Below are 24473 nucleotides of genomic sequence, written 5' to 3'. Positions count from 1 at the left end.
GCGTCAGGCTCAGCCGGGTGGGACGACTCGACGACGTGGACCTGACCCAACGGCTCGGCAAGCGCGAGGCCAAGGAACAGCTGGCCGCGGCCCAGCAGCGGCTCGTACACCTGCGGCTCTTCCTCGGCGGCCAGCTGGGCACCCCCCTCGGGCCACCGGTGTGCGTCCTGTTCGAGGGCTGGGACGCCTCGGGCAAGGGCGGTGCGATCAAGCGGCTGGTCGACGAGCTCGACCCCCGGCACGTCCGGGTGGCCCAGTTCGCCGCCCCGACGTCCACCGAGAAGCGGCACCACTTCCTCTGGCGGTTCTGGCCGGTGCTGCCCGGCTGGGGCGGCATGGCCGTCCTCGACCGCACCTGGTACGGCCGGGTGCTGGTCGAGCGGGTCGAGGGCTTCGCCTCCGAGGAGGCGTGGCAGCGGGCCTACGGCGAGATCGTGGACCTCGAGACCACCCTCGCCGCCGAGGGCATGATCCTGGTCAAGTTCTGGCTGCACGTCTCCCCCGAGGAGCAGATGCGCCGCTTCGAGTCGCGCTCGGCCGACCCCTACCGGGCGTGGAAGCTGACCGACGAGGACTGGCGCAACCGCGAGAAGCGCCCGGCGTACGAGGCCGCCGTCGAGGAGATGCTCGCGCGCACCGACACCCCGGCCGGCCGCTGGACGCTGGTCGCCGGTGACGACAAGCGGACGGCCCGGGTGACCGTGGTCCGCACCGTGTGCGAGGCGATCGAGTCCGCCCTGGCCGCGCGCGGGATCGACCCGGACGCCGTTCCTCCGGAGTGAGCGTCCTCGTCCACCTCTGTACGACGGCCGAGTGGCGGGCGGCGCTCTCCGCCGGGGCGCTGCCTCCGGCCGGGGCGCCGTTCGTGCACCTCTCGCACCCGGAGCAGGTCCACCTCCCCGCCGGGCGGCTGTTCCCCGGCCGCCGCGACCTGGTGCTGCTCGTCGTGGACCCGGCGCGCCTGACCGACCCGGTGGTCGAGGAGCCCGGTGTCCCCGGTGACCCGGCGGGCATGCGCTTCCCGCACCTGTACGGGCCGCTGCCCACGGCCGCGGTGGTCGCCGTCGTGCCGTACCGGCCGCCCGTGCGGCCGGTGCTGCCCGCACCGGACGACGCGCTGGGCCGGGCGCTGGCGCACCATCTGTCGATGCGGACGCGGCGGGCGCCGGAGGTGCGCGACGTCCCCGGCGGGGTCGCCGTCCTCGACGCGCGCTTCCCGCACTCGCGGGACAACAACCGGCTGCTGCTGGACGGCCCCGTCGACGCCGGCACGGTGGCGCGGGCGGCCGCCGACGTCGTCGACGGGCAGGTGCTCCCGGCCACCCTCCGCTGGCCGGGCGCCGGCGCGGTCGCCGCCGAGCTGGCCACGTCCGGGTGGGAGGCCGAGGAGCTGCTCGTGATGGCGCGGCCCATCCGGCCCCTGCCGACCGGCGGGGAGCGGGCGGAGGTCGTCGCCCGGGCCGAGGTGCACCCGCTGTGGGAGGCCGGCTGGCGGACCGGCCTGGCGGGGATGCCCGACCTCGACGAGGTGGTGCGCCAGCTCGTGGGCCGTGAGCACCTCAACGACGCCGTCGTGGCGGTCACCGACGTGGCGGCGCGGGAGGACGGCCGGGTGGTGGCGGCCGGGCAGCTGCGGGTCGACGGCGCGACCGCGGTGGTCGAGTCGGTGATGACCGCGCCGGCCGCCCGCGGACGAGGGCACGCCGACGCCGTCCTCGCCCGGCTGCTGGAGCTCGCCGCCGACGCCGGCTGCGACCTGGTGGTCCTCGAGGCCGACGCGCGCGACTGGCCGCGGCGCTGGTACGCCCGCCGGGGTTTCGCGACGGTCGGGTCGACGTGGGAGGTGGTGCAGGCCTAGAGCGGGGGCGCGACCCAGGACAGCAGCAGGTAGGACACCGCGGCCGAGGGCAGCAGGCTGTCGAGCCGGTCCATGATCCCGCCGTGACCGGGCAGCAGCGTGCCCATGTCCTTGATGCCGAGGTCCCGCTTGATCAGCGACTCCCCCAGGTCGCCCGCCGTGGCGGTGACCGCGAGCGCGACGCCGACGAGGACCCCGCCCCACCACGGGCCGTCGAGGGCGAGGACGACGAAGGACGTGGCCACGAGGACGCAGGCCACGACCGACCCGGCCATGCCCTCCCACGACTTCTTCGGGCTCACCGTCGGCGCCATGGGGTGCCGGCCGAACAGCACGCCCGCGGTGTAGCCGCCCACGTCGTTGCCGACCACGGTGGCGATGAAGGCGAGGACCCGCGCGGCGCCGTCGTCGGGGACCAGCAGCAGCACCGCGAAGCCGGCCAGCAGCGGCACGTAGAGGGCGACCAGCGCGCCGGCGGAGGCGTCGCGGAGGTAGTCGTCCGGCCCGTCGCCGAGCCGCCACAGCAGCACCGCGACGACGGTCAGCAGGAACCCGACGACGAGGCCGTCGGGGCCGCGGGTCCAGGCCAGGGCGAGCATCGCGACGGTGCCGACGAGCAGCGGCGGCAGCGGCGCGCGGGCGCCGCCGGACTCCAGGGCGCGCACCAGCTCGACGACGCCGACGAGGATGGCCACCCCGATGACCGCCAGGAACGCGGGCCGGTAGACGACCAGCGAGGCGATGATGACCGCGCCGAGGCCCAGGCCGACACCGATGGCGGCGACCAGGTTCCGCCCGGCCCGGCTGCTCGAGGGCGGGACCAGGTCCGGTTCGGGGTCCGGCCCGGGGACCGGCCCGATGTCCGGTCCGGCGTGCTGGGCGGGCTGCCGGGCCGTGCGCGGGGCGGCGTCCGCCGCGGGGCCGGCGGTCGGGCTCGTCGTCGGAGTGGTCGTCGTCGGGCCGGTCGTCGGGACGGCGATCCCCTGGGTCGCCGGCGCGGCGGCCTGCGGCACGGCGATCGGGCTGGTCGGCGGCGACGGCGTGACGGACGACGGCGTCGGAGGACGAGGCGGCGAGGGACGCCGGACGACCGGGATCGGCCCGGTCTCGGCGTCCCCGGACGGGCCGGCCCCGGCGGCGTCGGGACGGGAGGTCATGGCGGGGTCGGGCGAGCGGCTCAGACCTCGAGCAGCTCGGACTCCTTGTTCTTCACGGCCTCGTCGATGCCCGCGACGTGCTGGGCGGTGAGGTCGTCGAGCTCCTTCTCCGCGCGGCGGACGTCGTCCTCGCCGGCCTCGCCGTCCTTGGCGATGCGGTCGAGCTCCTCCTTGGACCGGCGGCGCACGTTGCGGATCGCGACCTTGGCGTCCTCGCCCTTGGACCGGGCCATCTTCACCAGGTCGCGGCGGCGCTCCTCGGTCAGCTGCGGGAACACCACGCGGATGATCTGGCCGTCGTTGGTCGGGTTGACGCCCAGGTCGCTGTCGCGGATGGCCTTCTCGATCGCCGAGAGCTGGCTGATGTCGTAGGGCTTGATGACCGCCATGCGCGCCTCGGGCACCGTGATCGAGGACATCTGCGGCAGCGGCGTGGGGGCGCCGTAGTAGTCGACCAGGACCTTGTTGAACATCGAGGGTGCGGCGCGGCCGGTGCGCACCGAACCGAGGTCCTCCCGCGCGACCGACAGGGCCTTGTCCATCCGCTCCTCGGCGTCGAGCAGGGTGTCGTCGATCACGGGTCTCTCCTCCTGCGGCGGGATGCTCCCGCCGTCCTCCTGGGTGCGGCCTACGCGTGCGGGCGCCCGCTCAGCTGATCAGCGTCCCGATCCTCTCACCTGCCGCGGCACGGGCGATGTTGCCGTCGCGCAGCAGGTTGAACACCACGATCGGCATGCGGTTGTCCATGCAGAGGCTGATGGCGGTGGCGTCGGCGACCTTGAGCTGGTCGGCGAGCACCGTGGCGTACTCGAGGTCGTCGTACATGGTCGCCGCGGGGTTGGTGCGGGGGTCGTCGTCGTAGACGCCGTCGACGCCGTTCTTCGCCATGAGCAGCACCTGGCAGCCGATCTCGAGGGCGCGCTGGGCGGCGACGGTGTCGGTGGAGAAGTAGGGCATGCCGGCGCCGGCGCCGAAGATGACCAGCCGGCCCTTCTCCATGTGCCGGACCGCCTTGCGCGGGATGTAGGGCTCGGCGACCTGGCCCATCGTGATCGCCGTCTGCACCCGGGTCTCCAGGCCGACCTGCTCGCAGAACGCCTGCAGCGCCAGGGCGTTCATGACCGTGCCGAGCATGCCCATGTAGTCGGCGTGCCGGCGGTCCATGCCGGCCTCGGCCAGTTCCGCGCCGCGGAAGAAGTTGCCGCCGCCGACCACGACGGCGACCTGCGTGCCGCCGTGGACGACCCCGGCGAGCTGCTCGGCGATGCTGTGCACGATGCCGCCGTCGACGCCGACGCTGCCGCCGCCGAAGGCCTCACCGGAGAGCTTGAGCAGCACCCGCTGGTAGCCGTCGCCGTCGGCGGGCTGGAAGGCGCTGGGGGCCGAGAGCGGCGGGTGCGCTGCGGCCGGGGTCTGCGTCGTGGCGGTCTCGGTCAACTGCTCATCCCTCGCTCGACGTCGTTCCCCTGATCCTGCCAAACAGCGGCCGGCCCGCCAGCCGGGCCCGCAGACACCACCGGCCCCGTCCCCTGTGCGGGAACGGAGCCGGTGGGCGGGTGACGGTCTCGGTCAGGCCTGGCCGACCTCGAAGCGGGCGAACCGCTGCACGGTCAGGCCGGCCTCGTCGACGATCTGCTTCACCGTGCGCTTGGGCTCGGTGATCGACGGCTGCTCGAGCAGGACGAAGTCCTTGTAGTAGGCGTTGACCCGGCCTTCGACGATCTTGACGATCGCCTGATCGGGCTTGCCCTCCTCCTTCGCGGTCTGCTCGGCCACGCGCCGCTCGGTCTCGACGGCCTCGGCCGGGACCTCCTCGCGGCTGAGGTAGCGCGGGCGCGCGGCGGCGATGTGCATCGCCAGCGAACGCGCGGCCTCCTCGTCGCCGCCCTGGTACTGGACGGCGACCCCGATGGCCGGCGGCAGGTCGGTGGCCCGCTTGTGCAGGTAGACCGCGGTCGGGCCCTCGAAGGTGGCGAAGCGGGCGAGGACCAGCTTCTCCCCGATGCGGGCGGACTCGGCCTCGACCAGCTTGGCGACGGTCTGGCCGTCCACCTCGGTGGCCATCAGCGAGTCGAGGTCCTTCGGCGACTGCTCGAGGACGATCTCGATCAGGCGCTCGGCGAGGGCGACGAAGTCGGCGTTCTTGGCGACGAAGTCGGTCTCGCAGTCGAGCTCGAGCAGGGCGCCGTGCTTGCTGACGACGATGCCGTTGGTCGTGGAGCGCTCGAGGCGCTTGCCGACGTCCTTGGCACCCTTGATGCGCAGCAGCTCGATGGCCTTGTCGTACTCGCCGTCGGCCTCGGTCAGGGCCTTCTTGGCGTCCATCATGCCGGCGCCGGTGGCGTCACGGAGGCGCTTGACGTCGGCAGCGGTGAAGGCGGGCATGTCACTTCCTCACGGGTCTGGATGGGGTGGTGCGGACGTGCCGCGGCGCCGCCGCCCGCCCTCGTCGGGACGCGGGCGGCGGCGCCGTCGGGTCAGCCGTTCTGGGCGCCCTGGGTGCCGGTGGCCGTGTCGCCGGTGGCGGGCACGCCCTCGACCGGCGCGATCTCCTCGGCGGTGACGGCGGGCGGGGCGACCGGGGTCTCCGGCAGCGGGGCGACCGCGGCCGGGGCGGCCTCGGCCGGGGCACCGTCCGCCTGGCCGGTGAGCAGCTCGCGCTCCCAGTCCGGCAGCGGCTCGGCCTCGCCGATGGCCGGCTCGGCGCCGTCCTCGCGGCCGGCGTTGGCCTGCGCGGCCGAGCGGGCCATGAGGCCCTCGGCCACGGCGTCGGCGACCACGCGGGTCAGCACGGCGATGCTGCGGATCGCGTCGTCGTTGCCCGGGATCTTGTAGTCGACCTCGTCGGGGTCGCAGTTGGTGTCGAGGATCGCGACGACCGGGATGCCCAGCTTGCGGGCCTCGCCGACGGCGATGTGCTCCTTCTTGGTGTCGATGATCCAGATGGCGCTGGGGACCTTCGACATGTCGCGGATGCCGCCGAGGCTGCGCTCGAGCTTGGCCTTCTCGCGGCTGAGGACCAGCTGCTCCTTCTTGGACAGGCTGACCAGCACGCCGGTCTGCTCCATGTCCTCGAGCTCCTTGAGCCGCTGGAGCCTCTTGTGCACCGTCTGGAAGTTGGTGAGCATGCCGCCCAGCCAGCGCTGGTTGACGTAGGGCATGCCGACGCGCTGCGCCTGCTCGGCGACGACCTCCTGCGCCTGGCGCTTGGTCCCGACGAACATGATCGAGCCGCCGTGCGCGACGGTCTGCTTCACGAACTCGTAGGCCGAGTCGATGTAGCCCAGCGTCTGCTGCAGGTCGATGATGTAGATGCCGTTGCGCTCGGTGAAGATGAACCGCTTCATCTTCGGGTTCCAGCGACGGGTCTGGTGCCCGAAGTGGACGCCGCTGTCGAGCAGCTGCTTCATGCTGACGACTGCCATGTGGCCGCAGCCTCTCCTGCTCACGCGCGACCGCACGGCGGCCGCGCTCCTCGGTTGACGCGGGCACCGGCTGGTGTCCCGCCCTGGCGTCCCGCGGCGCCACCGACCCGGGCGGACCGGGACCGAGGTGGGGCTGCCCCACCGCTGGGGCGGGAGGAGGACGCGCGGAGTCGACCCGTGCAGACGGGTCGCACCGCTCAGCATACGCGCTGCCCACGGCGCTCCTCCCCCGCCGTCGGGACCGTCCACAGGTCTCCTACCCGGGAGGGATCCGGACGCGACGGCCGCGAGGCTCGGCGGCGTGCCCGCCCGCCTGCTGCTCGGAGTGCTGCTGACCTGCGCCGCCGTGCTCGCGCCCGCCCCCGCGGTCGCCGAGCCGGCCACCCCGGTCGCCGCGCCGTGGACGTCCCCGCTCGGGAACCCGCCGCAGGTCCCCCGGCCGTTCGCTCCCCCGCCCTCGCCCTACGGCCCAGGGCACCGCGGCGCCGACCTGGCAGGCGTCCCCGGCGACGTCGTCGCGGCGGCCGGGGACGGCGTCGTCGTGTTCGCCGGGATGGTGGCGGGGCGGCCGGTGGTCAGCGTCGACCACGCCGGCGGGCTGCGGACGACCTACGAGCCGGTCGACCCCGCCGTCGCGGCCGGGCAGACGGTGTCCCGCGGCTCGCCGCTCGGGACGCTGCTGGCCGGTCATGCGGGGTGCCCGGCCGCCGCGTGCCTGCACTGGGGCCTGCGCCGCGGCGAGGTCTACCTCGACCCGCTGGCGCTGCTCCGCCCGCCGCGGGTCCGGCTGCTCCCGCTCGGCTGAGCGACGGCGTCCGGCCGGGAGAGCTCAGGCGATGTCGGCGAGCTTGGTGCGCAGGTGCAGGACCGCCTTGGTGTGCAGCTGGCAGATCCGGCTCTCCGTGACGCCGAGGACGCGGCCGATGTCGGCCAGGGTCAGACCCTCGAAGTAGTAGAGGCTGACCACGACCTTCTCCCGCTCGGGCAGCTGCTCGACGGCGCGCGCGAGCAGCTGGCGGGCCTCGCCGTGCTCGGCCATCGCCTGCGGGTCGAGGGCGTTGGCGTCCCGCAGGGTGTCGACCAGTCGTGGAGCGCCGCCGTCGTCGTCGGTGAGCAGCTCGTCGAGGGCGACCACGTTGACCAGGGAGAGCTGGCCGAGGAACTTGCGCACCTCCTCGACGTCCATCTCCATGGCCGCGGCGATCTCCTCGTCGGTCGGGCTGCGCCGGAGCTGGTTCTCCAGCGCGGCGACCGTCCGCTCGAACTGCCGGGCGCGCATGCGGACCGACCGCGGGATCCAGTCGGTGCTGCGCAGCTCGTCGATGATCGCGCCCCGGATGCGGGCCATCGCGTAGCTCTCGAACTTGACCTCGCGCGAGGGCTGGTAGCGGGTGATCGCGTCGATGAGCCCGAAGGTGCCGTAGGAGACCAGGTCGGCCTGCTCGACGTGCGCCGGCAGGCCACTGCCGACCCGGCCGGCGACGTACTTGACCAGCGGGGCGTAGTGGAGGATCAGCCGGTCGCGCAGGCCGGGGGCGCGGTCGGCGACGTACTGCGTCCAGAGCTCGAGCAGCGCGGCGTCGGCGTCCTCCTCGGGCTCGCCGCCGATCCGGTGGATGGTCGCCTCGGGCACGTCGGCTCTCCCGCTTCGTGGTGGCTCGGGTCCCGCGGGACCCTCGGACTGTCTGGCTGGTGGGTGGTGGGCTCAGGCCCGCGGGTGCGCCTGCGCGTGCACCGCTCGCAGCCGCTCGACGGTCACGTGCGTGTAGATCTGCGTCGTCGCGAGGCTAGCGTGGCCGAGCAGCTCCTGGACGGAGCGCAGGTCGGCGCCGCCCTCGAGGACGTGGGTCGCCGCGGAGTGGCGCAGGCCGTGCGGGCCGACGTCGGGCGCGCCGGGCGCGCGGGCGACCGCGGTGTGCACCGTGCGGCGGGCCTCGCGCGGGTCGAGCCGCCGGCCGCGGGCGCCGAGCAGCAGCGCCGGGCCCGAGTCGGGGGTGGCCAGCGCCGGGCGGCCGCGGGTGAGCCACGCGTCGAGCGCCTGCTCGGCCGGCGCGCCGTAGGGCACGCTGCGCTCCTTGCGTCCCTTGCCGAGGACCCGCAGCAGCCGCCGGCCGCGGTCGACGTCGTCGACGTCGAGCCCGACCAGCTCGCTGACCCGGATGCCGCTGGCGTACAGCAGCTCGAGGACGACGGCGTCGCGCAGGCCCACGGGGTCCTCCGCGCCGGCGGTCGACTCGACGACGGTCCGCGCCTGGTCGGGAGCGAGCACGTCGGGCAGCGTCCGGTGCGCCTTGGGGCTGACCAGCCGGAGGCCGACGTCCTCCGGGGTGTGCCCCGAGCGGCGCAGCCAGGCGGTGAACGAGCGCGCGGCGGCAGCGCGACGGGCGGTGGTGGCGCGGCTGGCGCCCCGGGTGCGGCCCTGGGCCAGCCAGCTGCGCAGGGCGGTCAGGTCCAGCTCGTCGACCTTCGTGCCGCCGCGGCGGGCGAGGTGGTCGAGCAGCCAGACCGCGTCGGTGAGGTACCCGCGGACGGTGTGCGCGGAGAGGTCCCGCTCGTCGCGCAGCGCCTGCTCGTAGCCGTCGAGCGCGGCGGCCAGCGCGGGCGGCAGCGCGGCGCGGGCGTCGGCGGTCCGGGCGGTCACGGTGCGACCGTCCGACGGCGCCGACCGCCGGTCAAGGCGCCGCGCCGGTCGGCCGTCCGCCACGGATCCGCGGCCCGGCGTCAGGCCCGCTCCCGCGATGGTGGCGCCAGCCGCCACCCGGTGCCGGTCCACTGCACCAGGTCGGCCAGCTCCAGGGCCGGCAGGACGCGCAGGGCCTCCAGCGGGTCGCACCCGGCGACCGCGGCCAGCCGCTCGGCGCTCACGCCGGTGCGGACCGGGCAGGCGTCGAGCACCCTGCGGGCCAGGTCGGACAGGCCGTCACGCGGGGAGGCGGGCCGCTCCACCGGGGCCGCGAGGTCCTCGCCCAGACTGCCCACGGCCTCGATGACCTGCACGGCGTTGCCGACCAGCCGGGCGCCTCCCTCGGCCTCCCGCAGCAGCTCGTGGCAGCCGACCGACATCGCGCTGGTGACCGGCCCGGGCACGACCAGCAGCTGCTTGCCCAGCCCGCGGGCCCGCCGCGCGGTGGCCTGCGCCCCGGACCGGGCCGCGGCCTCGACCACCACGGTGCCGCGCGTCAGCCCGGCGATGATCCGGTTGCGGACCAGGAAGCGGTGCCGGTGCGGCGCCGCGCCGGGCGGCCACTCGCTGACCAGCAGGCCCCCGGCGTCGACGATGCGCTGGAACACCGCCGAGTGCGCCGCCGGGTACGCCCGGTCGACGCCGCAGGCCAGGACCACCACGGTGGCGGCGCCGGCGGCCAGCGCGCCGCGGTGGGCGGCGACGTCGATGCCGTAGGCACCGCCGGAGACCACCGTCCAGCCCCGCTCCCCCAGCTGGGCGCCGAGGTCGGCGGCCACGTGCTCGCCGTACGCCGTGGACGCCCGCGCCCCGACCACGGCCACCGAGCGGTCGACCGTCGCGTCGAGCGGCGGGTCCCCGCGCACCCACAGCCCCACCGGCGGGACCAGCGCGGTGGTCCGGTCGTGCTGCACCGGGTCGTTCCCGCCGGTGTGCGCGGCGACGGTGAGCGCGTGCAGCGCCAGCGCGGGCCACTCGTCGTCCTCGGGGACCACCAGGCGGGCACCGCAGCGCTCGGCGCGGCGCAGGTCGGCGAGGCTGGCGTCCTCCCCGGCGCGCGCACCGACGAGGGCGCGGGCCTCCTCGGGTGCCGTCCCGGCCCGCAGGGCGCGGACGGCGGCGACCGGTCCGACGTCGTCGGTCCACCGCCACAGGTCCACCGAGCCGGGCTCCGCCGCGCGGGTCAGCCAGGCCCGGGCCCGCCGCAGACCGGGGACGGCGACGCCCCCGACCGTGACCGGGCCGGCGAGGGCGTCCTCGAGGTCCTCGTCGAGGGTCGGGGCGTTCACGCCGCCACCCGCTGCAGCCGCATGCCCAGCGCCTCGGCGACGTCGTCGCCGTCGGGGACCGTGCGCCCGGCCAGGTCGGCCAGCGTCCAGGACACCCGCAGCACCCGGTCGAGGCCACGGACCGACAGCAGGCCGCGGTCCAGGGCCCGCTCGGCCAGGGCGAGGGCCGCACGCGGGACCGGCCAGCGCTCCCGCAGCAGCCGCCCGGGCACCTGGCTGTTGAGGACCAGCCCGGTGTCCCCCAGCCGGTCGGCCGCGGCGGCGCGGGCGGCCGCCACCCGCGCGGCCACCGCGGCGGTCGGCTCCGGGGCCGTGGCGGCGCCCATCCAGGCCGCGCGGGTCACCGGCGGGAGCTCGACCCGCAGGTCGATGCGGTCGAGCAGCGGGCCGGACAGCCGCGACTGGTAGCGGCGCCGCTCCAGCGGGCTGCACGTGCAGGCGGCGTCGCCGGCCGCGCTGGCGCACGGGCACGGGTTGGCCGCGAGCACCAGTTGCGCGCGGCACGGGAATGTCGCCGACCCGGCGGCCCGGCTGATGGTGACCTGGCCGCGCTCGAGCGGCTGGCGCAGGGTGTCCAGCGTCGCCCGCGGGAACTCCGGCGCCTCGTCGAGGAAGAGCACGCCGCGGTGGGCACGGCACAGCGCGCCGGGGCGGATGGCGCCGGACCCCCCGCCGACGAGGGCGGCCATGGTGGCCGTGTGGTGCGGCGCCTCGAACGGCGGCCGGCTGAGCAGCGGTGCGCCCGGGGGCAGGGTGCCGGCGACCGAGTGGATGGCGGTGACCTCGAGCGCGGCCCGCTCGTCGAGGACGGGCAGCAGTCCGGGCAGCCGCTCGGCGAGCATCGTCTTGCCCGCACCCGGCGGGCCGGTCAGGAACAGGTGGTGCCCGCCGGCCGCGGCCACCTCGACGGCGCGCCGGCCGGCGGCCTGCCCGACGACGTCGCCGAGGTCGGGCGCCGGTGCCGGCACCGGCAGCGGACCGCGCCGGTGGGCGGCGAGCCGGGTGCGCCCGGACAGGTGGCCGACCACGTCGCCGAGCGTCCGCGCGGCGAGCACGTCGACCCCGTCGACCAGGGCCGCCTCCTCCGCGTTTCCGGCCGGGACGACGACGGTGCCGTGCCCGGCCCGGGCTGCGGCCAGCACCGCGGGCAGGACGCCGCGGACCGCACGGACCGAGCCGTCCAGCCCCAGCTCGCCGAGCAGGACCAGCCCGTCGACGCTGTCGGTGGGCAGCGCGCCGGCGGCGGCGAGCACGGCGGCGGCCAGCGCGAGGTCGAAGCCGCTCCCCTGCTTGGGCATCGAGGCCGGGGACAGGCCGATGGTGATCCGGCGCATCGGCCAGGACGCCCCGGTGTTGACGACGGCGGCGCGGACGCGGTCGACCGACTGGCGCACCACGGCGTCGGGCAGCCCGACGAGCACCACCCCGGGGACGCCGGCGGACATGTCCACCTCGACCTCGACCATCGCCCCGGACACCCCGGCCAGGCCGACCGACCAGGTGCGGGCCAGCGTCACGAGAACGCCCCGCGCAGGTGGGTCACCAGCGCCGGCCCGCCCGGTCGCACGAGCACGCCGACGACGTCGAACCGCAGGTCGGGCGCGTGCTGGTCGTGGGCGGACAGCCACCGCTGGGCCAGGACCCGCAGCCGTCGCTGCTTGGCCCGGGTCACCGCCTCGACGGGGTGGCCGAAGCCGGTGGCCCGGCGGGTCTTGACCTCGCAGAAGACGATCGCCGAGCCCTCGCGGGCGACGATGTCGAGCTCACCGTCGCGGCAGCGCCAGTTGCGGTCGAGGACGGACAGTCCGGCGTCGGTGAGGTAGACCGCGGCGATGGTCTCCCCGCGGCTGCCGAGTTCGGTGGTCGTGGACACCCGCCGACCGTGACCCGGACCCACACCGGCGAGGGCCCGGGACGGCGGTCTGTGGACAGCGGCCCGGGCTGTGGACGGCGCCACCGATGCCGACGGCCCGGGCGGTCAGCCTCCCGGGCGTGCGATGCAGATCAGGTGATCCGTGGCCCGTCGGGCAGCTCGAGGTCGGGCTTGTCGAGCTCCTCCACGTTGACGTCCTTGAACGTCAGCACCCGGACGTTGCGGACGAAGCGGGCCGGCCGGTACATGTCCCAGACCCAGGCGTCGGAGAGCTTGAGCTCGAAGAACACCTCGCCGCCGGCCTCGCGGACCTGCAGGTCGACGGAGTTGGCGAGGTAGAAGCGCCGCTCGGTCTCCACCACGTAGGTGAACTGCCGGACGATGTCCCGGTACTCGCGATAGAGCTGCAGCTCCATCTCGGTCTCGTACTTCTCCAGGTCCTCGGTGCTCATCGCGGCTCTCCGGAGACGGTGCACATGCCCCCATCATCGACCATGCCGCCGGGACCGGTGAGCTGGAGTTCCCGCACGGCGTGTGCGTCGCGCGCGCGGACGACGTTGACGAAGCGCGACCGGTGCTCGGGACAGGGCCCGTGACGCTCGAGGGCGGCGCCGTGGGCCCCGGTCGTGTAGCCCTTGTGCACCGCGAAGTCGTACTCGGGGAAGCGCTCGTGCAGGTCGAGCATGATCCGGTCGCGGGTGACCTTGGCCAGCACGGACGCGGCTGCCACGCAGGCGGCGACGCGGTCGCCCTTCCACACCGCGAGGCTGGGCACGCCCAGGCCGGGCACCGGGAAGCCGTCGGTGAGGACGTAGTCGGCCGGCGGGTCCAGCGCGGTGACCGCCCGGCGCAGCGCCTCGAGGTTGGTGACGTGCATGCCGCGGGCGTCGAGCTCGGACACCGGGATCACCACGACCGACCAGGCCACCGCACGGTCGACGACCTCGTCGTGGACCCGGTCGCGGGCGGCGGCGGTGAGCAGCTTGGAGTCGGCGAGCCCGGGGACGCGGCCGCGCCGCCCGGCCGGCAGGACGCACGCGGCCGCGACCAGCGGCCCGGCGCACGCGCCCCGGCCGGCCTCGTCGGCACCGGCGACGGAGGCGAAGCCGCGGCGGCGCAGCGACCGTTCCATGTCCCACAGCGCGTCGCCCTCGGCGACGTCGGGACGACGGCTGCGGGCCGCCGGCGCCGCGGCGGCCCGGTGGGCAGGGGGAAGACGTCCGGCCATCGCCGTCCGACACTACGACGCCCCGCCGACAGGCCCGCCGGGCCCTCGCGGCGCGTGCGACGGCCACGGGCCGGTCCCCGGGGTCAGAGGGGACCGGCCCGTGGACCGGAGCGGGCCCGGGGGCCCGCAGGCCGGACCGCCGAGGAGGCGGACGGTCCGGCCGGCCTCCCTGCGGGGTCCCACCGCGAGCCTGCGAGTGGCGGGGGGCAGGGAGGTCCTTGGTCAGACCTCCACGGGGGCGGGGGCGGCGGTCACGGCGTGCGCGCCGCAGGTGCAGGACGCCGACCCGCGGGCGGAGAGGACGAGGGAGACGGCGTGCGCCCGGTCGCGGGCGCCCAGCTTGCGCAGGATGGCCTTGACGTGGGACTTGACGGTGTCCTCGCTGATGAACAGGTTGCGGCCGATCTGCCGGTTGGACTGGCCCTGCAGGAGCTCGTCGAGGACGTCCTGCTCGCGCCGGGTCAGCGGCACCTCCGGGGTGAGCGGCTTGCCGACCGGGGCAGCGCTGGGCTCGACGCGGCGGATCTGCGGGTCCACGACGGTGCGGCCGGCGCGGGCGGCCAGGATCGCCCAGCCGAGCAGGGTCGGCGAGGTGTTGAGCATCAGGTAGCCGCGGACACCGGCGGCGACCGCCTCGTTGACCACGGCGGGGTCCTCGGAGGTGGCGAGGGCGACGACGGCGACCCGCGGGAAGCGGCGGCGCAGGTCGCGGACGACGTTGAGGGTGGCGGCGCGGCCGGCGCCCAGCTCGACGACCACGGCGTCGGGCCGGGCGGTCTCGACGAGGGTCAGGGCGCGGCGCAGCTCGCCGGGCGTACCGACCGACTGCATGCCGGCGGTCTCGTTGATCATGCTGACCAGGCCGCGCCGCAGGACGGGGGCGTCGGCCAGGAGGAGCACGCGGGTGACGCCTCGGGTGGCGCTCGCCAGGGGTGCGGACACGACATTCTCCAATTCGGTGGACCGGGTGACTCTCGACTACTCCATCGGGATGAATGGCGCACACCTTGAACACTTTCTGGGGATTTCTTCTCAGCCGCGTATTGGTCGTTGCCGTCACAGGGGAAACGCGGAGTGGGAAGCGACTCCGGATTGTCGACATGGTGACGCCATTTTCCGGAATGGCGCGGGAACGACGACGGCGCCGTCCCTCGGGGAGGGACGGCGCCGTCGGCAGGCGGGGGCGGTCAGTCGGGGGGCGGGCGGAGCCGGCGCCTGCGGTTCCAGGCCGCGACCGGCAGCGCACCGACCAGACCCGCGGCCATCGGCAGGTACTGGCCGACCGTGCCGGAGACGCCGGCCGCCTCGACGCCCTGGATGTCGGGGTCGTCCAGCGTGCCGAAGCGCGAGACCGGCCAGACGATGAGCGCCGCCTTGCCGATGACGTCGTCGACGGCGATGGTGCCGCTGTAGCGGTCCCCGACGTGCGAGCGGGAGTCGGCCGACGCCGATCGGTGGTCCCCCATCACCCACAGCCGGCCCTCGGGAACGGTCACCGGGGCGAAGGCGCGGTTCTCCAGCGGGGTGTCCTCGAAGACGTAGGGCTCGTCCAGCGGCTGGCCGTCGACGGTCACCCGCCCCTCGGCGTCGCAACACTCCACCGTCTGCCCGCCGGTGGCGATGACCCGCTTGACGTAGTCGTCCTCGCTCGGCGGGGCCACACCGACGGCGCGGCCGAGCCAGAGCAGGCCACCGGTGAACCAGTTCGACGGCTCGGACACCTCGACCTCGGGCGTCCACGTGTCCGGCCCCTGGAAGACGACGATGTCGCCGGGCTCGGGGTCGCCGAACCAGTACGGGATCTTGTTCACCAGCACCCGGTCACCGGTACAGCCGGTGCAGCCGTGCAGCGTCTGCTCCATCGACCCGGAGGGGATGAAGAACGCCTGGGCGAGGAACGTCTTGACCAGGAGCGCGAGCACGAAGGCCACGAGCAGCAGCACGGGCAGCTCGCGCAGCAGCGAGCCCTTCTTCTCCGGGGCGCCCCTGTGCCGCCGCCCGGAACGGCGACCGGCGGCGGTCGGTTCCTCGGGCGTGGGGTCGTCCCCCGGGACGACGTCGGCGGGCCCTCCGGACCGGTCGCTGCTCATCGGGAGCCAGCGTACGGCCGCGGGGGACCCGCCGTGGTCAGGCCGGGTGCGTCCGGCCCGGAGTCGTCCGGGGAGCCGGGCGCGGTCAGCGCGCGACGGTCTCGCGGCGCTCCTTGATCTTGGCGGCCTTGCCGCGCAGCTCGCGGAGGTAGTACAGCTTCGCGCGGCGGACGTCACCGCGGGTCACGACCTCGATCTTCTCCACGACCGGGGTGTGCACCGGGAAGGTGCGCTCGACACCCACGCCGAAGCTGACCTTGCGGACGGTGAAGGTCTCGCGGATCCCGCCGCCCTGACGCCGGATCACGACGCCCTGGAAGACCTGGATGCGCGAGCGGTTGCCCTCGACGACGCGGACGTGCACCTTGACGGTGTCGCCCGGGCGGAACCCGGGGATGTCGTCGCGCAGGGAGTCGGCGTCGAGTACGTCCAGGGTGTTCATCGCGGCATTCCTCGGTCTCAGCGGTGGCTCGTCGTCGGTCCGGGCAGCGGGACACCCCGCGCTCCGGACCAGGGGGCTGCGACTCCGGGGTCCCGTCGGCGGGCGCCTCCGGTCTGCAGCGACTCTCTACTGTGCCACATCCGCGCCGGACTGCCGAGGTCGGCCCCGGAGGACGGGCGTCAGTCGACGACGCGGGGCGGCCGGCGCCACGGACCGGCGAGCAGCTCCGGCAGCACGCCGGCGAGCTCGCGCGGGGCGAACTCCACCCCTGCGGCGGCGATCTCGTCGACCGTCCACCAGCGGTGCGGCTCCTCCCCCAGCAGCTCCAGCTCGGTGCGGCCGGTCGCGTCCACCTCGTGGACGACGTCGCGCAGGACGAAGAAGGTCTCTCGCGAGTCGACGTCGACGCCGGCGAAGGGGCCCACGTGGCGGCGCAGCCAGACGGGGCCCTCCAGTGCCGCCGCGTCGACGACCAGTCCGATCTCCTCGGCCAGCTCGCGCGCGGCTGCCTGCCGGACCGTCTCGCCGTCCTCCACCCCCCCGCCGGGCGTGTACCAGAACAGCACGTCGCCGGGCGGGATCGCGGGGTCGGTCAGCCGTGCGCCGAGGAGCAGCACCCGCCCGTCGGGGTCGAGGACGACGACCCGTGCCGTCGGCCGCACCAGGGCGCGCTCAACCATCGTCGAGCGCTGCCCGGTCGGCCGGGGAGAGCGCGTCCCCGGGCAGCGCGGCCAGCAGGTCCGGGCGGCGCGTCGCGGTCCGCCGCAGGGACTCCGCGCGCCGCCACCGGGCGATGGCCGCGTGGTCGCCGGAGAGCAGCACCGGCGGCACGTCGAGCCCGCGCCAGGAGGCCGGCCGGGTGTAGGACGGCCCCTCGAGCAGCCCGTCGGCGTGCGAGTCGTACTCCACCGACTCCCGGTTGCCGAGGACGCCGGGCAGCAGCCGGGTCACCGCCTCGACCATCACCAGCACCGCGGACTCACCGCCGGCCAGCACGTAGTCGCCGATCGAGACCTCCGACACCGGCCCGGACCCCGCCGCCCACTCCGCCACGCGCTGGTCGATGCCCTCGTAGCGGCCACAGGCGAAGACCAGGCCGGGCTCGGCGGCCCACTCGGCGGCGACGGCCTGGGTGAACGGGCGCCCCGCCGGGGTGGGCACCACCAGCCGCGTGCCGGGCGGGCGGACGGCCTCCAGGGCCCGCGCCCACGGCTCGGGGCGCATCACCATGCCGGGCCCGCCGCCGTACGGCGCGTCGTCGACGGTGCGGTGGACGTCGTCGGTCCACTGCCGCAGGTCGTGCACGCCGATGGTCACCAGGCCGCGCTCGGCGGCCTTGCCCAGCAGCGACTGGCGCAGCGGAGCGAGGTACTCGGGGAAGATCGTGACGACGTCGATCGTGTAGGGGTCCACCGGGAACGGACTCACAGGTCGAGCAGTCCCTCGGGCGGGTCGACGACCACCACTCCGGCGTCGAGGTCGACGGTGGGCACGATCGCCGAGACGAACGGCACGAGCAGCTCACCGCCGTCGGCGCGTGCCACGACCAGCAGGTCGGCGCCCTCGTGGCGGACGGCGGTCACCGCGCCCAGCGGCGTGCCGTCGGGCAGGCGGACGGCCAGGCCGACCAGCTGGTGGTCGTAGTAGTCGTCGGGGTCCTCCAGCGCCGGCAGGTCGGCCAGCGGGACCTCGAGCAGGGTGTCGCGGAGGGTCTCGACCTCCTCGCGGGAGTCGTAGCCCTCGAACGCCAGCAGGAGCACCTCGCGGTGCCACCGGGCGCCGGTGACGGTCAGCGGACCGCGGTCGGCCGGGACCGTGCGGATGACCGCACCGGGGAAGAAGCGCCTGTCGGGGTCGTCGGTCCGGACCTCGATGGTGGCCTCACCACGGACACCGTGGGGCCGGCCGATGCGGCCGACCACCACGGTGTCGTCAGGAGTGGGTCCCACGTCCGGGACGCGAGGGCTCAGCGCCCGTCGGTGTCGACGACGTCGACCCGCAGGCCGCGGCCGCCGACGCCGGTCATGACCGTGCGCAGCGCCTTGGCGGTGCGACCGCCCCGGCCGATGACCTTGCCGAGGTCGTCGGGGTGGACCCGCACCTCGAGGGTCTTGCCGCGGCGCCCGCCGACCATGTCGACGGTGACGTCGCGCGGGTGGTCGACGATGCCCTTGACCAGGTGCTCGAGCGCCTCTTCGAGCACGTCTTACTCGGCGGGGGTCTCGGCCGCGGCGTCGGGAGCAGCGGCGGTGTCGGGAGCGGCGGCGGTGTTGGGAGCGGCGGCGGTGTCGGGAGCGGCGGCGGCTCCGGCCTGGGGGGCCTCGTCGGCCTTGGGGGCGGCCTTCTTCTTCGGGGTCGTGGCGCCGGCGGCCGGCTCGTCCCCGTTGCTGCGCACGGCCTCCTCGTAGAGGGCCTTGCGGTCGGGCTTGGGGGCGGCGACCTTCATGGGCGGCGGGGCCGGCTCGCCCTTGAACTTCTGCCAGTCACCGGTGACGCGGAGGATCGCCGCGACCGGCTCGGTGGGCTGGGCGCCGACGCCGAGCCAGTACTGCGCGCGCTCGGTGTCGACCTCGATGAAGGAGGGGTCCTCCTTGGGGTGGTACTTGCCGATCGTCTCGATGACGCGGCCCTCGCGCTTGGTGCGCGAGTCGGCGACGACGATGCGGTAGTACGGAGCACGCATCTTGCCCAGACGCATGAGCTTGATCTTGGTGGCCACGGTGGCTCGGATTCTCCTCGAACGCTGTTCGTCGGTGCTCGCCGGACGGACGCGTGGGGTTACGCCGGGGCGGAGCCATGGACACGGCCGGCGTCGGTGAGAGGGCCGCGCACCGCCGTGTTCGACGGTCCATGATGCCAGACGCCGGGAGGCGTGCAGTGACCAGCCGGGGTCTGCTCCACCACGTGGAGCCGTGGCCGCCCGACCTCGGCCGGGCCGAGCGCTCCTGGGGCCGGCTGCCGACCGCCCTCGGCGCGCAGCCTGTACCGGTCCTGGGGGCACGGCCGGTCGTGGCGCCTCGGGGAGGTCCACGTCGTCGTCGAGCGCCCACCCGACCCGTCCGCGGACATCCACCAGCGCCGCCGCCCGGGCCGGGACCACCTCGCGTTCTGAGCGGGGACCCCGGCCGACCTCGACGCCCTGGTGGCCGCGGCGCCCACCTCGAGGACGCCGATGGCTACGAGGTCGAGCTGCTCGCCGGGAGCTGACCTCGGACGGCGGCCAGGACCGCGGCGGCGGCGCCGGCCACCGGGACCTCCGACCGCTCGTCCGTGGCGCGGTCGCGCAGCTCGACCACGCCCTGCGCGAGCCCGCGGCCGACGGTGACGATCGTCGGCATCCCGAGCAGCTCGGCGTCCTTGAACTTCACGCCGGGCGACACCTTCGGCCGGTCGTCGTAGAGGACGGTCAGGCCGGCGGCGACCAGCTCGTCGGACAGCGCCCGCGCGGCCTCGAACACCGCGGCGTCCTTGCCGGTGGCGACGACGTGCACGTCGGCCGGGGCGATCTCGCGCGGCCAGACCAGGCCGAGTTCGTCGTGGGTGGACTCGGCGATCGCGGCCACGGCGCGGGAGACGCCGATGCCGTAGGAGCCCATCGTGACCGTGACGAGCTTGCCGTTCTCGTCGAGCACCTGCAGGCCCAGCGCGTCGGCGTACTTGCGGCCGAGCTGGAAGATGTGCCCGATCTCGACTCCGCGGGCCAGCTCCAGGGGGCCGGAGCCGTCGGGCGCAGGGTCGCCGGGCAGCACCTCGGCGGCCTCGACGGTGCCGTCCCAGGCGAAGTCGCGGCCGGCCACCAGGTCGAACACGTGCCTGCCGGGCTCGTTGGCGCCGGTGATCCACCGGGTGCCGGGCACCACGCGCGGGTCGACGAGGTAGCGGATGCCCGACGCGCTGTCCTTCCCGAGCACCTGCGGGCCGATGTAGCCCTTGACCAGCGCGGGGTGATGCTCGAAGTCCGCGAACGGCTCCACCTCGGCCGGTGCCAGCTGCGCCTCGAGCCGCTTGGCGTCGACGTCCCGGTCGCCCGGGATCCCGACGACGAGCGGCTCGCGCGTCCCGTCGGGGTGCACCAGCGTGACGACGACGTTCTTCAGCGTGTCCGCGGCGGTGTACCCGGCGTCGGGGAACAGCTCCCGCGCGACGGCGACCAGCGTGTCGATGGTCGGGGTGTCGGGGGTGTCCTCGACGTGCGCCTCGGGCAGCCCGTCGAGCGGGACGGGCTCGGGGACGACGGTGGCGACCGCCTCGACGTTGGCCGCGTACCCGCCGGCCGAGCGCACGAAGGTGTCCTCGCCGATCTCGGTGGGGTGCAGGAACTCCTCGCTCTTCGAGCCGCCCATCGCACCCGACATCGCCGAGACGATGACGTAGTCCAGGCCGAGCCGGTCGAAGATCCGGATGTAGGCGGCGCGGTGCGCGACGTAGGAGGCGTCCAGGCCGGCGTCGTCGACGTCGAAGGAGTAGCTGTCCTTCATCGTGAACTCGCGGCCGCGGAAGAGGCCGGCGCGGGGTCGCGCCTCGTCCCGGTACTTGTCCTGGATCTGGTAGATCGACAGCGGCAGGTCCTTGTACGACGAGTACAGGTCCTTCACCAGGAGCGTGAACATCTCCTCGTGCGTGGGGCCGAGCAGGAAGTCCACGCCCCGGCGGTCCTGCAGCCGGAAGAGGTTGGGGCCGTACTCGGTCCAGCGGCCGGTCGCCTCGTAGGGCTCGCGCGGCAGCAGCGCCGGGAAGTGCACCTCCTGGGCGCCCATCCGGTCCATCTCCTCGCGGACGACGCGCTCGACGTTGCGGAAGACGCGGTAGCCCAGCGGCAGCCAGGTGAACCCGCCGGGCGCGGCCCGCCGGATGTAGCCGCCACGCACCAGCAGGCGATGGCTGGGCACCTCGGCGTCGGCCGGGTCGTCGCGCAGGGTGCGCAGGAACAGGGAGGACATCCGCAACAGCACGGCACGAGTCTCCCAGGGCGCGCGAGCCGGTTGTGCCGCGCGGTCAGCCGCTCGCAAGGGCGTCGCAAGCACCGGCCGCGACCGTCGTCCCAACGAGCCGCCGACCGGTGGCCTGGACGCAGCCGAGAAGTCCTGGAGCTCCCCCGTGCGCACGCCCCGCCGCCTGGCCGCCTTCGCCCTCGCCTCCTGCGCGAGCGCGGCCCTCGCCGCCTGCTCGACCCCGGTCGGCGGCACGGCCACCCCGGTCCCGCAGGGGCAGGAGGCCTCGGCCGACCCGGCCACCCCGCCGGTCGAGGAGGCCGGCGACAGCGACCCCGCCCCGGGCCCGGCGCCGGAGACCGGGACCGCCGGGGACGAGGACCTCCCCGTGCCCGGCGCCGGCGTCCCGGGCGACGCGGGCCTGTGCCAGGCCGTCGTCGGCTGGTTCGGCTACGCCGGCCTGCCACTGGTCTCCGTGGACGAGGACGGCCACGTCGACCCGGCCGCCGTCGTCCCGCTGCTCGAGGCGATGCGTGACGCCCCGGCCGACCACCAGGACGCCGGCGCCCCGCTGCTGGCCGCCGCCGCCGACGTCTCGGCGGCCACCGACGAGGCGATCGACGAGCTCGGGTCGGGTGCCGACGTGTTCACCGCGTTCCAGTCGCTGACCCAGCCGGTCACCGACTTCGGGGAGGCCTGCGTCGCGGCCGGCGTGAGCGTCTGAGCCCGGCTCCCGGGGAGGGGACCGTCGTCAGACGACGCGGCCGCGGAGCACCGTGAGGACCGGGCGGGCGAGCGTGTCGAGGTCGGCGCGCGGGTCGGCGTCGTAGACGACGAGGTCGGCCGGCGCGCCCTCCTCGATGCCGGGCAGCCCCAGCCACGTGCGCGCCGACCAGGACGCGGCGGCCAGCGCGGCCTCGGGGGGCAGGCCGGCCCGGCACAGCGCGTGCACCTCGTCGGCGATGCGCCCGTGCTCGATGCCGCCGCCGGCGTCGGTGCCGGCGAACACCGGCACCCCGGCCTCGTACGCGGCCCGGACGACGGCGCCCGACTGCGCGTACAGCCGCCGCATCGTGCTCGCGTACGTGGGGAACCGCGCCTCCCCCGCCGCGGCGAACCCGGGGAAGTTCTCCACGTTGACCAGCGTCGGGACGACGGCGGTGCCCCGCGCGGCCATCTCGCCGACCAGGTCCTCGGTGAGCCCGGTGCCGTGCTCGATGCAGTCGATGCCGGCGCGGACGAGGGCGGGCAGGGCGTCGGTGCCGAAGGTGTGCGCGGTGACCCGGGCGCCCTCCTCGTGCGCCGCCGCGATCGCCTCGGTGAGCGCGTCGGCGGGCCACTCCGGCGCGAGGTCGCCCACCGACCGGTCGATCCAGTCGCCGACGAGCTTCACCCAGCCGTCGCCGCGCCGGGCCTGCACCCGCACCTCGGCGGCGAGGTCGGCGGGCTCGAGCTCGACGGCCAGCCCCGGCAGGTAGCGGCGGGTGCGGGCGATGTGCCGGCCGGCCCGGACGATCCGCGGGAGGTCGGGCTCGTCGTCCAGCGCCCGGGTGTCCACCGGCGAGCCGCAGTCGCGCAGCGCGAGCACGCCGGCGTCGCGCTCGGCCAGCGCCTGCTCCCGCAGCCCGGGGAGGTCCTCGACGAACACCCCGCCACGGCCGATGCCGACGTGGCAGTGCGCGTCGACCAGGCCCGGCAACAGCCAGCCGCCGCGCGAGACGGTCTCCGCGCCCGGCACCGGGACGAACGTCACCCGGCCGTCGCGGACCCAGAGGTCGCGGTGCTCGCCCTCGGGGAGGACGACCCCGGAGAGGTGCAGGTCCCCGGCGCTCACCGCCCGGGCCGCTCGTCCCCGAACTTGCTGAAGTCGAGCTTGCTGAGGTCCGGCAGCGCCTGGCCCGGGGGCAGCGCGGGCATCCCGCCGGGGAGGCCGCCGCCGGGGAAGCCGCCGCCCGGGGGCAGCCCCGGGGCACCCATCGGGCGACGGGCGGGGGCCTTGGCCTTCCCGCCCTTCTTGCCCTTCTTGCCCTTCGCGGACTGGGCCTGCATCTGCCGGCCGCGGGCCTTCTTGGACATCGGGCCCATGCCCGGCAGGCCCATGCTGCCGGCCATCTGGCCCATCATCTTCTGGGCCTGCCCGAAGCGCTCCAGCAGCTGGTTGACCTCGGTGACGGTCACGCCCGAGCCGTTGGCGATGCGCACCCGGCGCGACGCGTTGATGATCTTCGAGTTGACCCGCTCCTCGGGCGTCATCGAGCGGATGATCGCCGCGGTGCGGTCCAGGTCGCGGTCGTCGACCTGCTTGAGCTGCTCCTTCATCGCGCCCGCGCCGGGCAGCATGCCGAGCAGGTTGGCGATCGGGCCCATCTTGCGGATGGCCATCATCTGCTCGAGGAAGTCCTCGAGCGTGAAGCCCTCGCGGCTGACCAGCTTGCCGGCCATCTTCTCGGCCTGGTCGGCGTCGAAGGCCTGCTCGGCCTGCTCGATGAGGGTCAGCACGTCGCCCATGCCGAGGATGCGCGAGGCCATCCGCTCGGGGTGGAAGACGTCGAAGTCGGTGAGCTTCTCGCCGGTGGAGGCGAACATGATCGGCTGCCCGGTCACGTACCGGACCGACAGCGCGGCACCACCGCGGGCGTCGCCGTCGAGCTTGGTGAGGACGACGCCGGAGAAGCCGACACCGTCGCGGAAGGCCTCGGCGGTGGTGACGGCGTCCTGGCCGATCATCGCGTCGACGACGAACAGCGTCTCGTCGGGCTGCACGACGTCGCGGATGCCGACGGCCTGGGCCATCAGCTCGGCGTCGATGCCCAGGCGGCCCGCGGTGTCGACGACGACGACGTCGTGCATCGTGCGGCGGGCGTGCTCGATGGAGTCCGCCGCCACCCGGATCGGGTCGCCGACGCCGTTGCCCGGCTCGGGCGCGTAGACGTCGACGCCGGCCTGCCGGGCGACGATCGAGAGCTGGTTGACCGCGTTGGGGCGCTGCAGGTCGCAGGCCACCAGCAGCGGCGCGTGGCCCTGGCTCTTCAGCCAGCGGCCGAGCTTGCCGGCCAGCGTCGTCTTCCCGGCACCCTGGAGGCCGGCCAGCATGATCACCGTGGGCGACTGCTTGGCGAAGCGGATCCGGCGGGTCTCGCCGCCGAGGATCTCGACGAGCTCCTCGTTGACGATCTTGATGACCTGCTGGGCCGGGTTGAGCGCCTGCGACACCGTGGCACCGCGGGCCCGCTCCTTGAGCGCGGCGATGAAGGCGCGCACCACCGGCAGCGCGACGTCGGCCTCGAGCAGCGCGATGCGGATCTCACGCGCGGTGGCGTCGATGTCGGCGTCGGTCAGCCGGCCCTTGCCACGGAGGCCGGTGAAGACCTTGTCGAGCCGGTCGGAGAGTGTCTCGAACACGCGCAGTCCTCAGCAGTCACGGGCGCGTCCATGGGCCCGGACGGGCCGCGCCACCTGACCCCAGGGTATCGAGCGGGGCCACTCCCCCCGGCCGT

General features: G+C 75.1%; 27 protein-coding genes. 4 read left to right on the top strand and 23 right to left on the bottom strand.

The window, feature by feature from the left end:
• Positions 1 to 17 precede the first annotated feature (17 nt).
• Together HLV61_RS07470 and HLV61_RS07465 are read left to right on the top strand one after the other, a co-directional pair.
• On the top strand, positions 18 to 782 hold the full coding sequence (locus HLV61_RS07470; RefSeq protein ID WP_369253859.1) for a polyphosphate kinase 2 family protein: 765 nt from the start codon (positions 18 to 20) through the stop codon (positions 780 to 782).
• The gene (locus HLV61_RS07465) at positions 779 to 1858 is read left to right on the top strand and encodes a GNAT family N-acetyltransferase (RefSeq protein ID WP_369253857.1); all 1080 of its coding nucleotides are present in this window, start codon (positions 779 to 781) and stop codon (positions 1856 to 1858) included. The genes HLV61_RS07470 and HLV61_RS07465 overlap by 4 nt, the downstream gene beginning before the upstream one ends.
• Here the strand turns inward: HLV61_RS07465 and HLV61_RS07460 are convergent.
• The 5 genes from HLV61_RS07460 to rpsB all read right to left on the bottom strand — a co-directional run bounded on the left by HLV61_RS07460 (position 1855) and on the right by rpsB (position 6440).
• Positions 1855 to 3015, bottom strand: a complete 1161-nt coding sequence (locus HLV61_RS07460) for a phosphatidate cytidylyltransferase (protein WP_369253855.1) — start codon at positions 3013 to 3015, stop codon at positions 1855 to 1857. The genes HLV61_RS07465 and HLV61_RS07460 overlap by 4 nt on opposite strands.
• Before the next feature lie 20 nt (positions 3016 to 3035).
• Positions 3036 to 3593 (bottom strand): ribosome recycling factor, encoded by a 558-nt coding sequence (gene frr, locus HLV61_RS07455; protein WP_369253853.1) that lies wholly within the window; start codon positions 3591 to 3593, stop codon positions 3036 to 3038.
• Positions 3594 to 3663: 70 nt separating this feature from the next.
• Entirely contained in the window at positions 3664 to 4452 is a 789-nt protein-coding gene (pyrH, locus tag HLV61_RS07450) for a UMP kinase (protein WP_440284475.1), read from the bottom strand.
• A gap of 132 nt (positions 4453 to 4584) precedes the next feature.
• Positions 4585 to 5400 (bottom strand): translation elongation factor Ts, encoded by an 816-nt coding sequence (gene tsf, locus HLV61_RS07445; protein WP_369253851.1) that lies wholly within the window; start codon positions 5398 to 5400, stop codon positions 4585 to 4587.
• A gap of 92 nt (positions 5401 to 5492) precedes the next feature.
• On the bottom strand, positions 5493 to 6440 hold the full coding sequence (gene rpsB / locus HLV61_RS07440) for a 30S ribosomal protein S2 (RefSeq protein WP_369253849.1): 948 nt from the start codon (positions 6438 to 6440) through the stop codon (positions 5493 to 5495).
• A gap of 301 nt (positions 6441 to 6741) precedes the next feature.
• Between rpsB and HLV61_RS07435 the strand changes: the two genes are divergently transcribed.
• Positions 6742 to 7245, top strand: coding sequence for a M23 family metallopeptidase (locus HLV61_RS07435; protein ID WP_369253847.1), 504 nt, complete (start codon positions 6742 to 6744; stop codon positions 7243 to 7245).
• A gap of 24 nt (positions 7246 to 7269) precedes the next feature.
• Here the strand turns inward: HLV61_RS07435 and whiG are convergent, their stop codons facing one another.
• The 16 genes from whiG to HLV61_RS07355 all read right to left on the bottom strand — a co-directional run bounded on the left by whiG (position 7270) and on the right by HLV61_RS07355 (position 20997).
• On the bottom strand, positions 7270 to 8073 hold the full coding sequence (whiG, locus tag HLV61_RS07430) for an RNA polymerase sigma factor WhiG (RefSeq protein WP_369253845.1): 804 nt from the start codon (positions 8071 to 8073) through the stop codon (positions 7270 to 7272).
• 72 nt (positions 8074 to 8145) lie between these two features.
• The gene (locus HLV61_RS07425; RefSeq protein ID WP_369253843.1) at positions 8146 to 9081 is read right to left on the bottom strand and encodes a tyrosine recombinase XerC; all 936 of its coding nucleotides are present in this window, start codon (positions 9079 to 9081) and stop codon (positions 8146 to 8148) included.
• A gap of 80 nt (positions 9082 to 9161) precedes the next feature.
• Positions 9162 to 10412 (bottom strand): DNA-processing protein DprA, encoded by a 1251-nt coding sequence (gene dprA, locus HLV61_RS07420; protein ID WP_369253841.1) that lies wholly within the window; start codon positions 10410 to 10412, stop codon positions 9162 to 9164.
• On the bottom strand, positions 10409 to 11929 hold the full coding sequence (locus HLV61_RS07415; RefSeq protein WP_369253839.1) for a YifB family Mg chelatase-like AAA ATPase: 1521 nt from the start codon (positions 11927 to 11929) through the stop codon (positions 10409 to 10411). Before HLV61_RS07415 ends, dprA begins: the two co-directional genes overlap by 4 nt.
• Positions 11926 to 12285 (bottom strand): YraN family protein, encoded by a 360-nt coding sequence (locus HLV61_RS07410; protein WP_369253837.1) that lies wholly within the window; start codon positions 12283 to 12285, stop codon positions 11926 to 11928. Before HLV61_RS07410 ends, HLV61_RS07415 begins: the two co-directional genes overlap by 4 nt.
• A gap of 131 nt (positions 12286 to 12416) precedes the next feature.
• On the bottom strand, positions 12417 to 12737 hold the full coding sequence (locus tag HLV61_RS07405; RefSeq protein WP_073421822.1) for a DUF2469 domain-containing protein: 321 nt from the start codon (positions 12735 to 12737) through the stop codon (positions 12417 to 12419).
• Positions 12734 to 13513 carry a ribonuclease HII gene (locus HLV61_RS07400; RefSeq protein WP_369253834.1) on the bottom strand — a complete coding sequence of 260 codons (780 nt, stop codon included), beginning with the start codon at positions 13511 to 13513 and terminating at the stop codon, positions 12734 to 12736. Before HLV61_RS07400 ends, HLV61_RS07405 begins: the two co-directional genes overlap by 4 nt.
• 222 nt (positions 13514 to 13735) lie before the next feature.
• Positions 13736 to 14455 (bottom strand): LuxR C-terminal-related transcriptional regulator, encoded by a 720-nt coding sequence (locus tag HLV61_RS07395; RefSeq protein ID WP_369253832.1) that lies wholly within the window; start codon positions 14453 to 14455, stop codon positions 13736 to 13738.
• 245 nt (positions 14456 to 14700) lie between these two features.
• Positions 14701 to 15603, bottom strand: a complete 903-nt coding sequence (gene lepB, locus HLV61_RS07390) for a signal peptidase I (protein ID WP_369253830.1) — start codon at positions 15601 to 15603, stop codon at positions 14701 to 14703.
• Positions 15604 to 15688: 85 nt separating this feature from the next.
• A complete protein-coding gene (gene rplS, locus HLV61_RS07385) occupies positions 15689 to 16045 on the bottom strand; it encodes a 50S ribosomal protein L19 (protein ID WP_369253828.1) in 357 nt (118 codons plus the stop codon).
• A 179-nt stretch (positions 16046 to 16224) separates the two neighbouring features.
• Complete coding sequence (locus HLV61_RS07380) at positions 16225 to 16725, bottom strand: NUDIX hydrolase (RefSeq protein WP_369253826.1); 501 nt, start codon at positions 16723 to 16725, stop codon at positions 16225 to 16227.
• On the bottom strand, positions 16718 to 17473 hold the full coding sequence (gene trmD / locus HLV61_RS07375) for a tRNA (guanosine(37)-N1)-methyltransferase TrmD (RefSeq protein ID WP_369253824.1): 756 nt from the start codon (positions 17471 to 17473) through the stop codon (positions 16718 to 16720). The genes HLV61_RS07380 and trmD overlap by 8 nt, the downstream gene beginning before the upstream one ends.
• The gene (gene rimM / locus HLV61_RS07370; RefSeq protein ID WP_369253822.1) at positions 17470 to 17994 is read right to left on the bottom strand and encodes a ribosome maturation factor RimM; all 525 of its coding nucleotides are present in this window, start codon (positions 17992 to 17994) and stop codon (positions 17470 to 17472) included. Before rimM ends, trmD begins: the two co-directional genes overlap by 4 nt.
• 17 nt (positions 17995 to 18011) lie before the next feature.
• The gene (locus HLV61_RS07365) at positions 18012 to 18248 is read right to left on the bottom strand and encodes an RNA-binding protein (RefSeq protein ID WP_093579987.1); all 237 of its coding nucleotides are present in this window, start codon (positions 18246 to 18248) and stop codon (positions 18012 to 18014) included.
• A gap of 3 nt (positions 18249 to 18251) precedes the next feature.
• The gene (rpsP, locus tag HLV61_RS07360; protein WP_369253819.1) at positions 18252 to 18764 is read right to left on the bottom strand and encodes a 30S ribosomal protein S16; all 513 of its coding nucleotides are present in this window, start codon (positions 18762 to 18764) and stop codon (positions 18252 to 18254) included.
• 457 nt (positions 18765 to 19221) lie between these two features.
• The gene (locus HLV61_RS07355; RefSeq protein ID WP_369253817.1) at positions 19222 to 20997 is read right to left on the bottom strand and encodes a proline--tRNA ligase; all 1776 of its coding nucleotides are present in this window, start codon (positions 20995 to 20997) and stop codon (positions 19222 to 19224) included.
• Between the two features lie 145 nt (positions 20998 to 21142).
• On the opposite strand from HLV61_RS07355, the gene HLV61_RS07350 reads away from it, so the two are divergent.
• The gene (locus HLV61_RS07350; protein WP_369253815.1) at positions 21143 to 21700 is read left to right on the top strand and encodes a hypothetical protein; all 558 of its coding nucleotides are present in this window, start codon (positions 21143 to 21145) and stop codon (positions 21698 to 21700) included.
• A gap of 27 nt (positions 21701 to 21727) precedes the next feature.
• Here HLV61_RS07350 and HLV61_RS07345 read toward each other — a convergent pair whose 3' ends face one another.
• Positions 21728 to 22810, bottom strand: coding sequence for an amidohydrolase family protein (locus tag HLV61_RS07345; RefSeq protein ID WP_369253813.1), 1083 nt, complete (start codon positions 22808 to 22810; stop codon positions 21728 to 21730).
• On the bottom strand, positions 22807 to 24378 hold the full coding sequence (gene ffh / locus HLV61_RS07340; protein ID WP_369253810.1) for a signal recognition particle protein: 1572 nt from the start codon (positions 24376 to 24378) through the stop codon (positions 22807 to 22809). Before ffh ends, HLV61_RS07345 begins: the two co-directional genes overlap by 4 nt.
• Between the last annotated feature and the right edge of the window lie 95 nt (positions 24379 to 24473).

Source organism: Geodermatophilus amargosae (genome assembly GCF_041028265.1).
GTDB classification, from domain to species: domain Bacteria; phylum Actinomycetota; class Actinomycetes; order Mycobacteriales; family Geodermatophilaceae; genus Geodermatophilus; species Geodermatophilus amargosae_A.
Note: the sequence above shows the minus strand (reverse complement) of the source record. Positions and strands in the feature narration are given on the sequence as shown.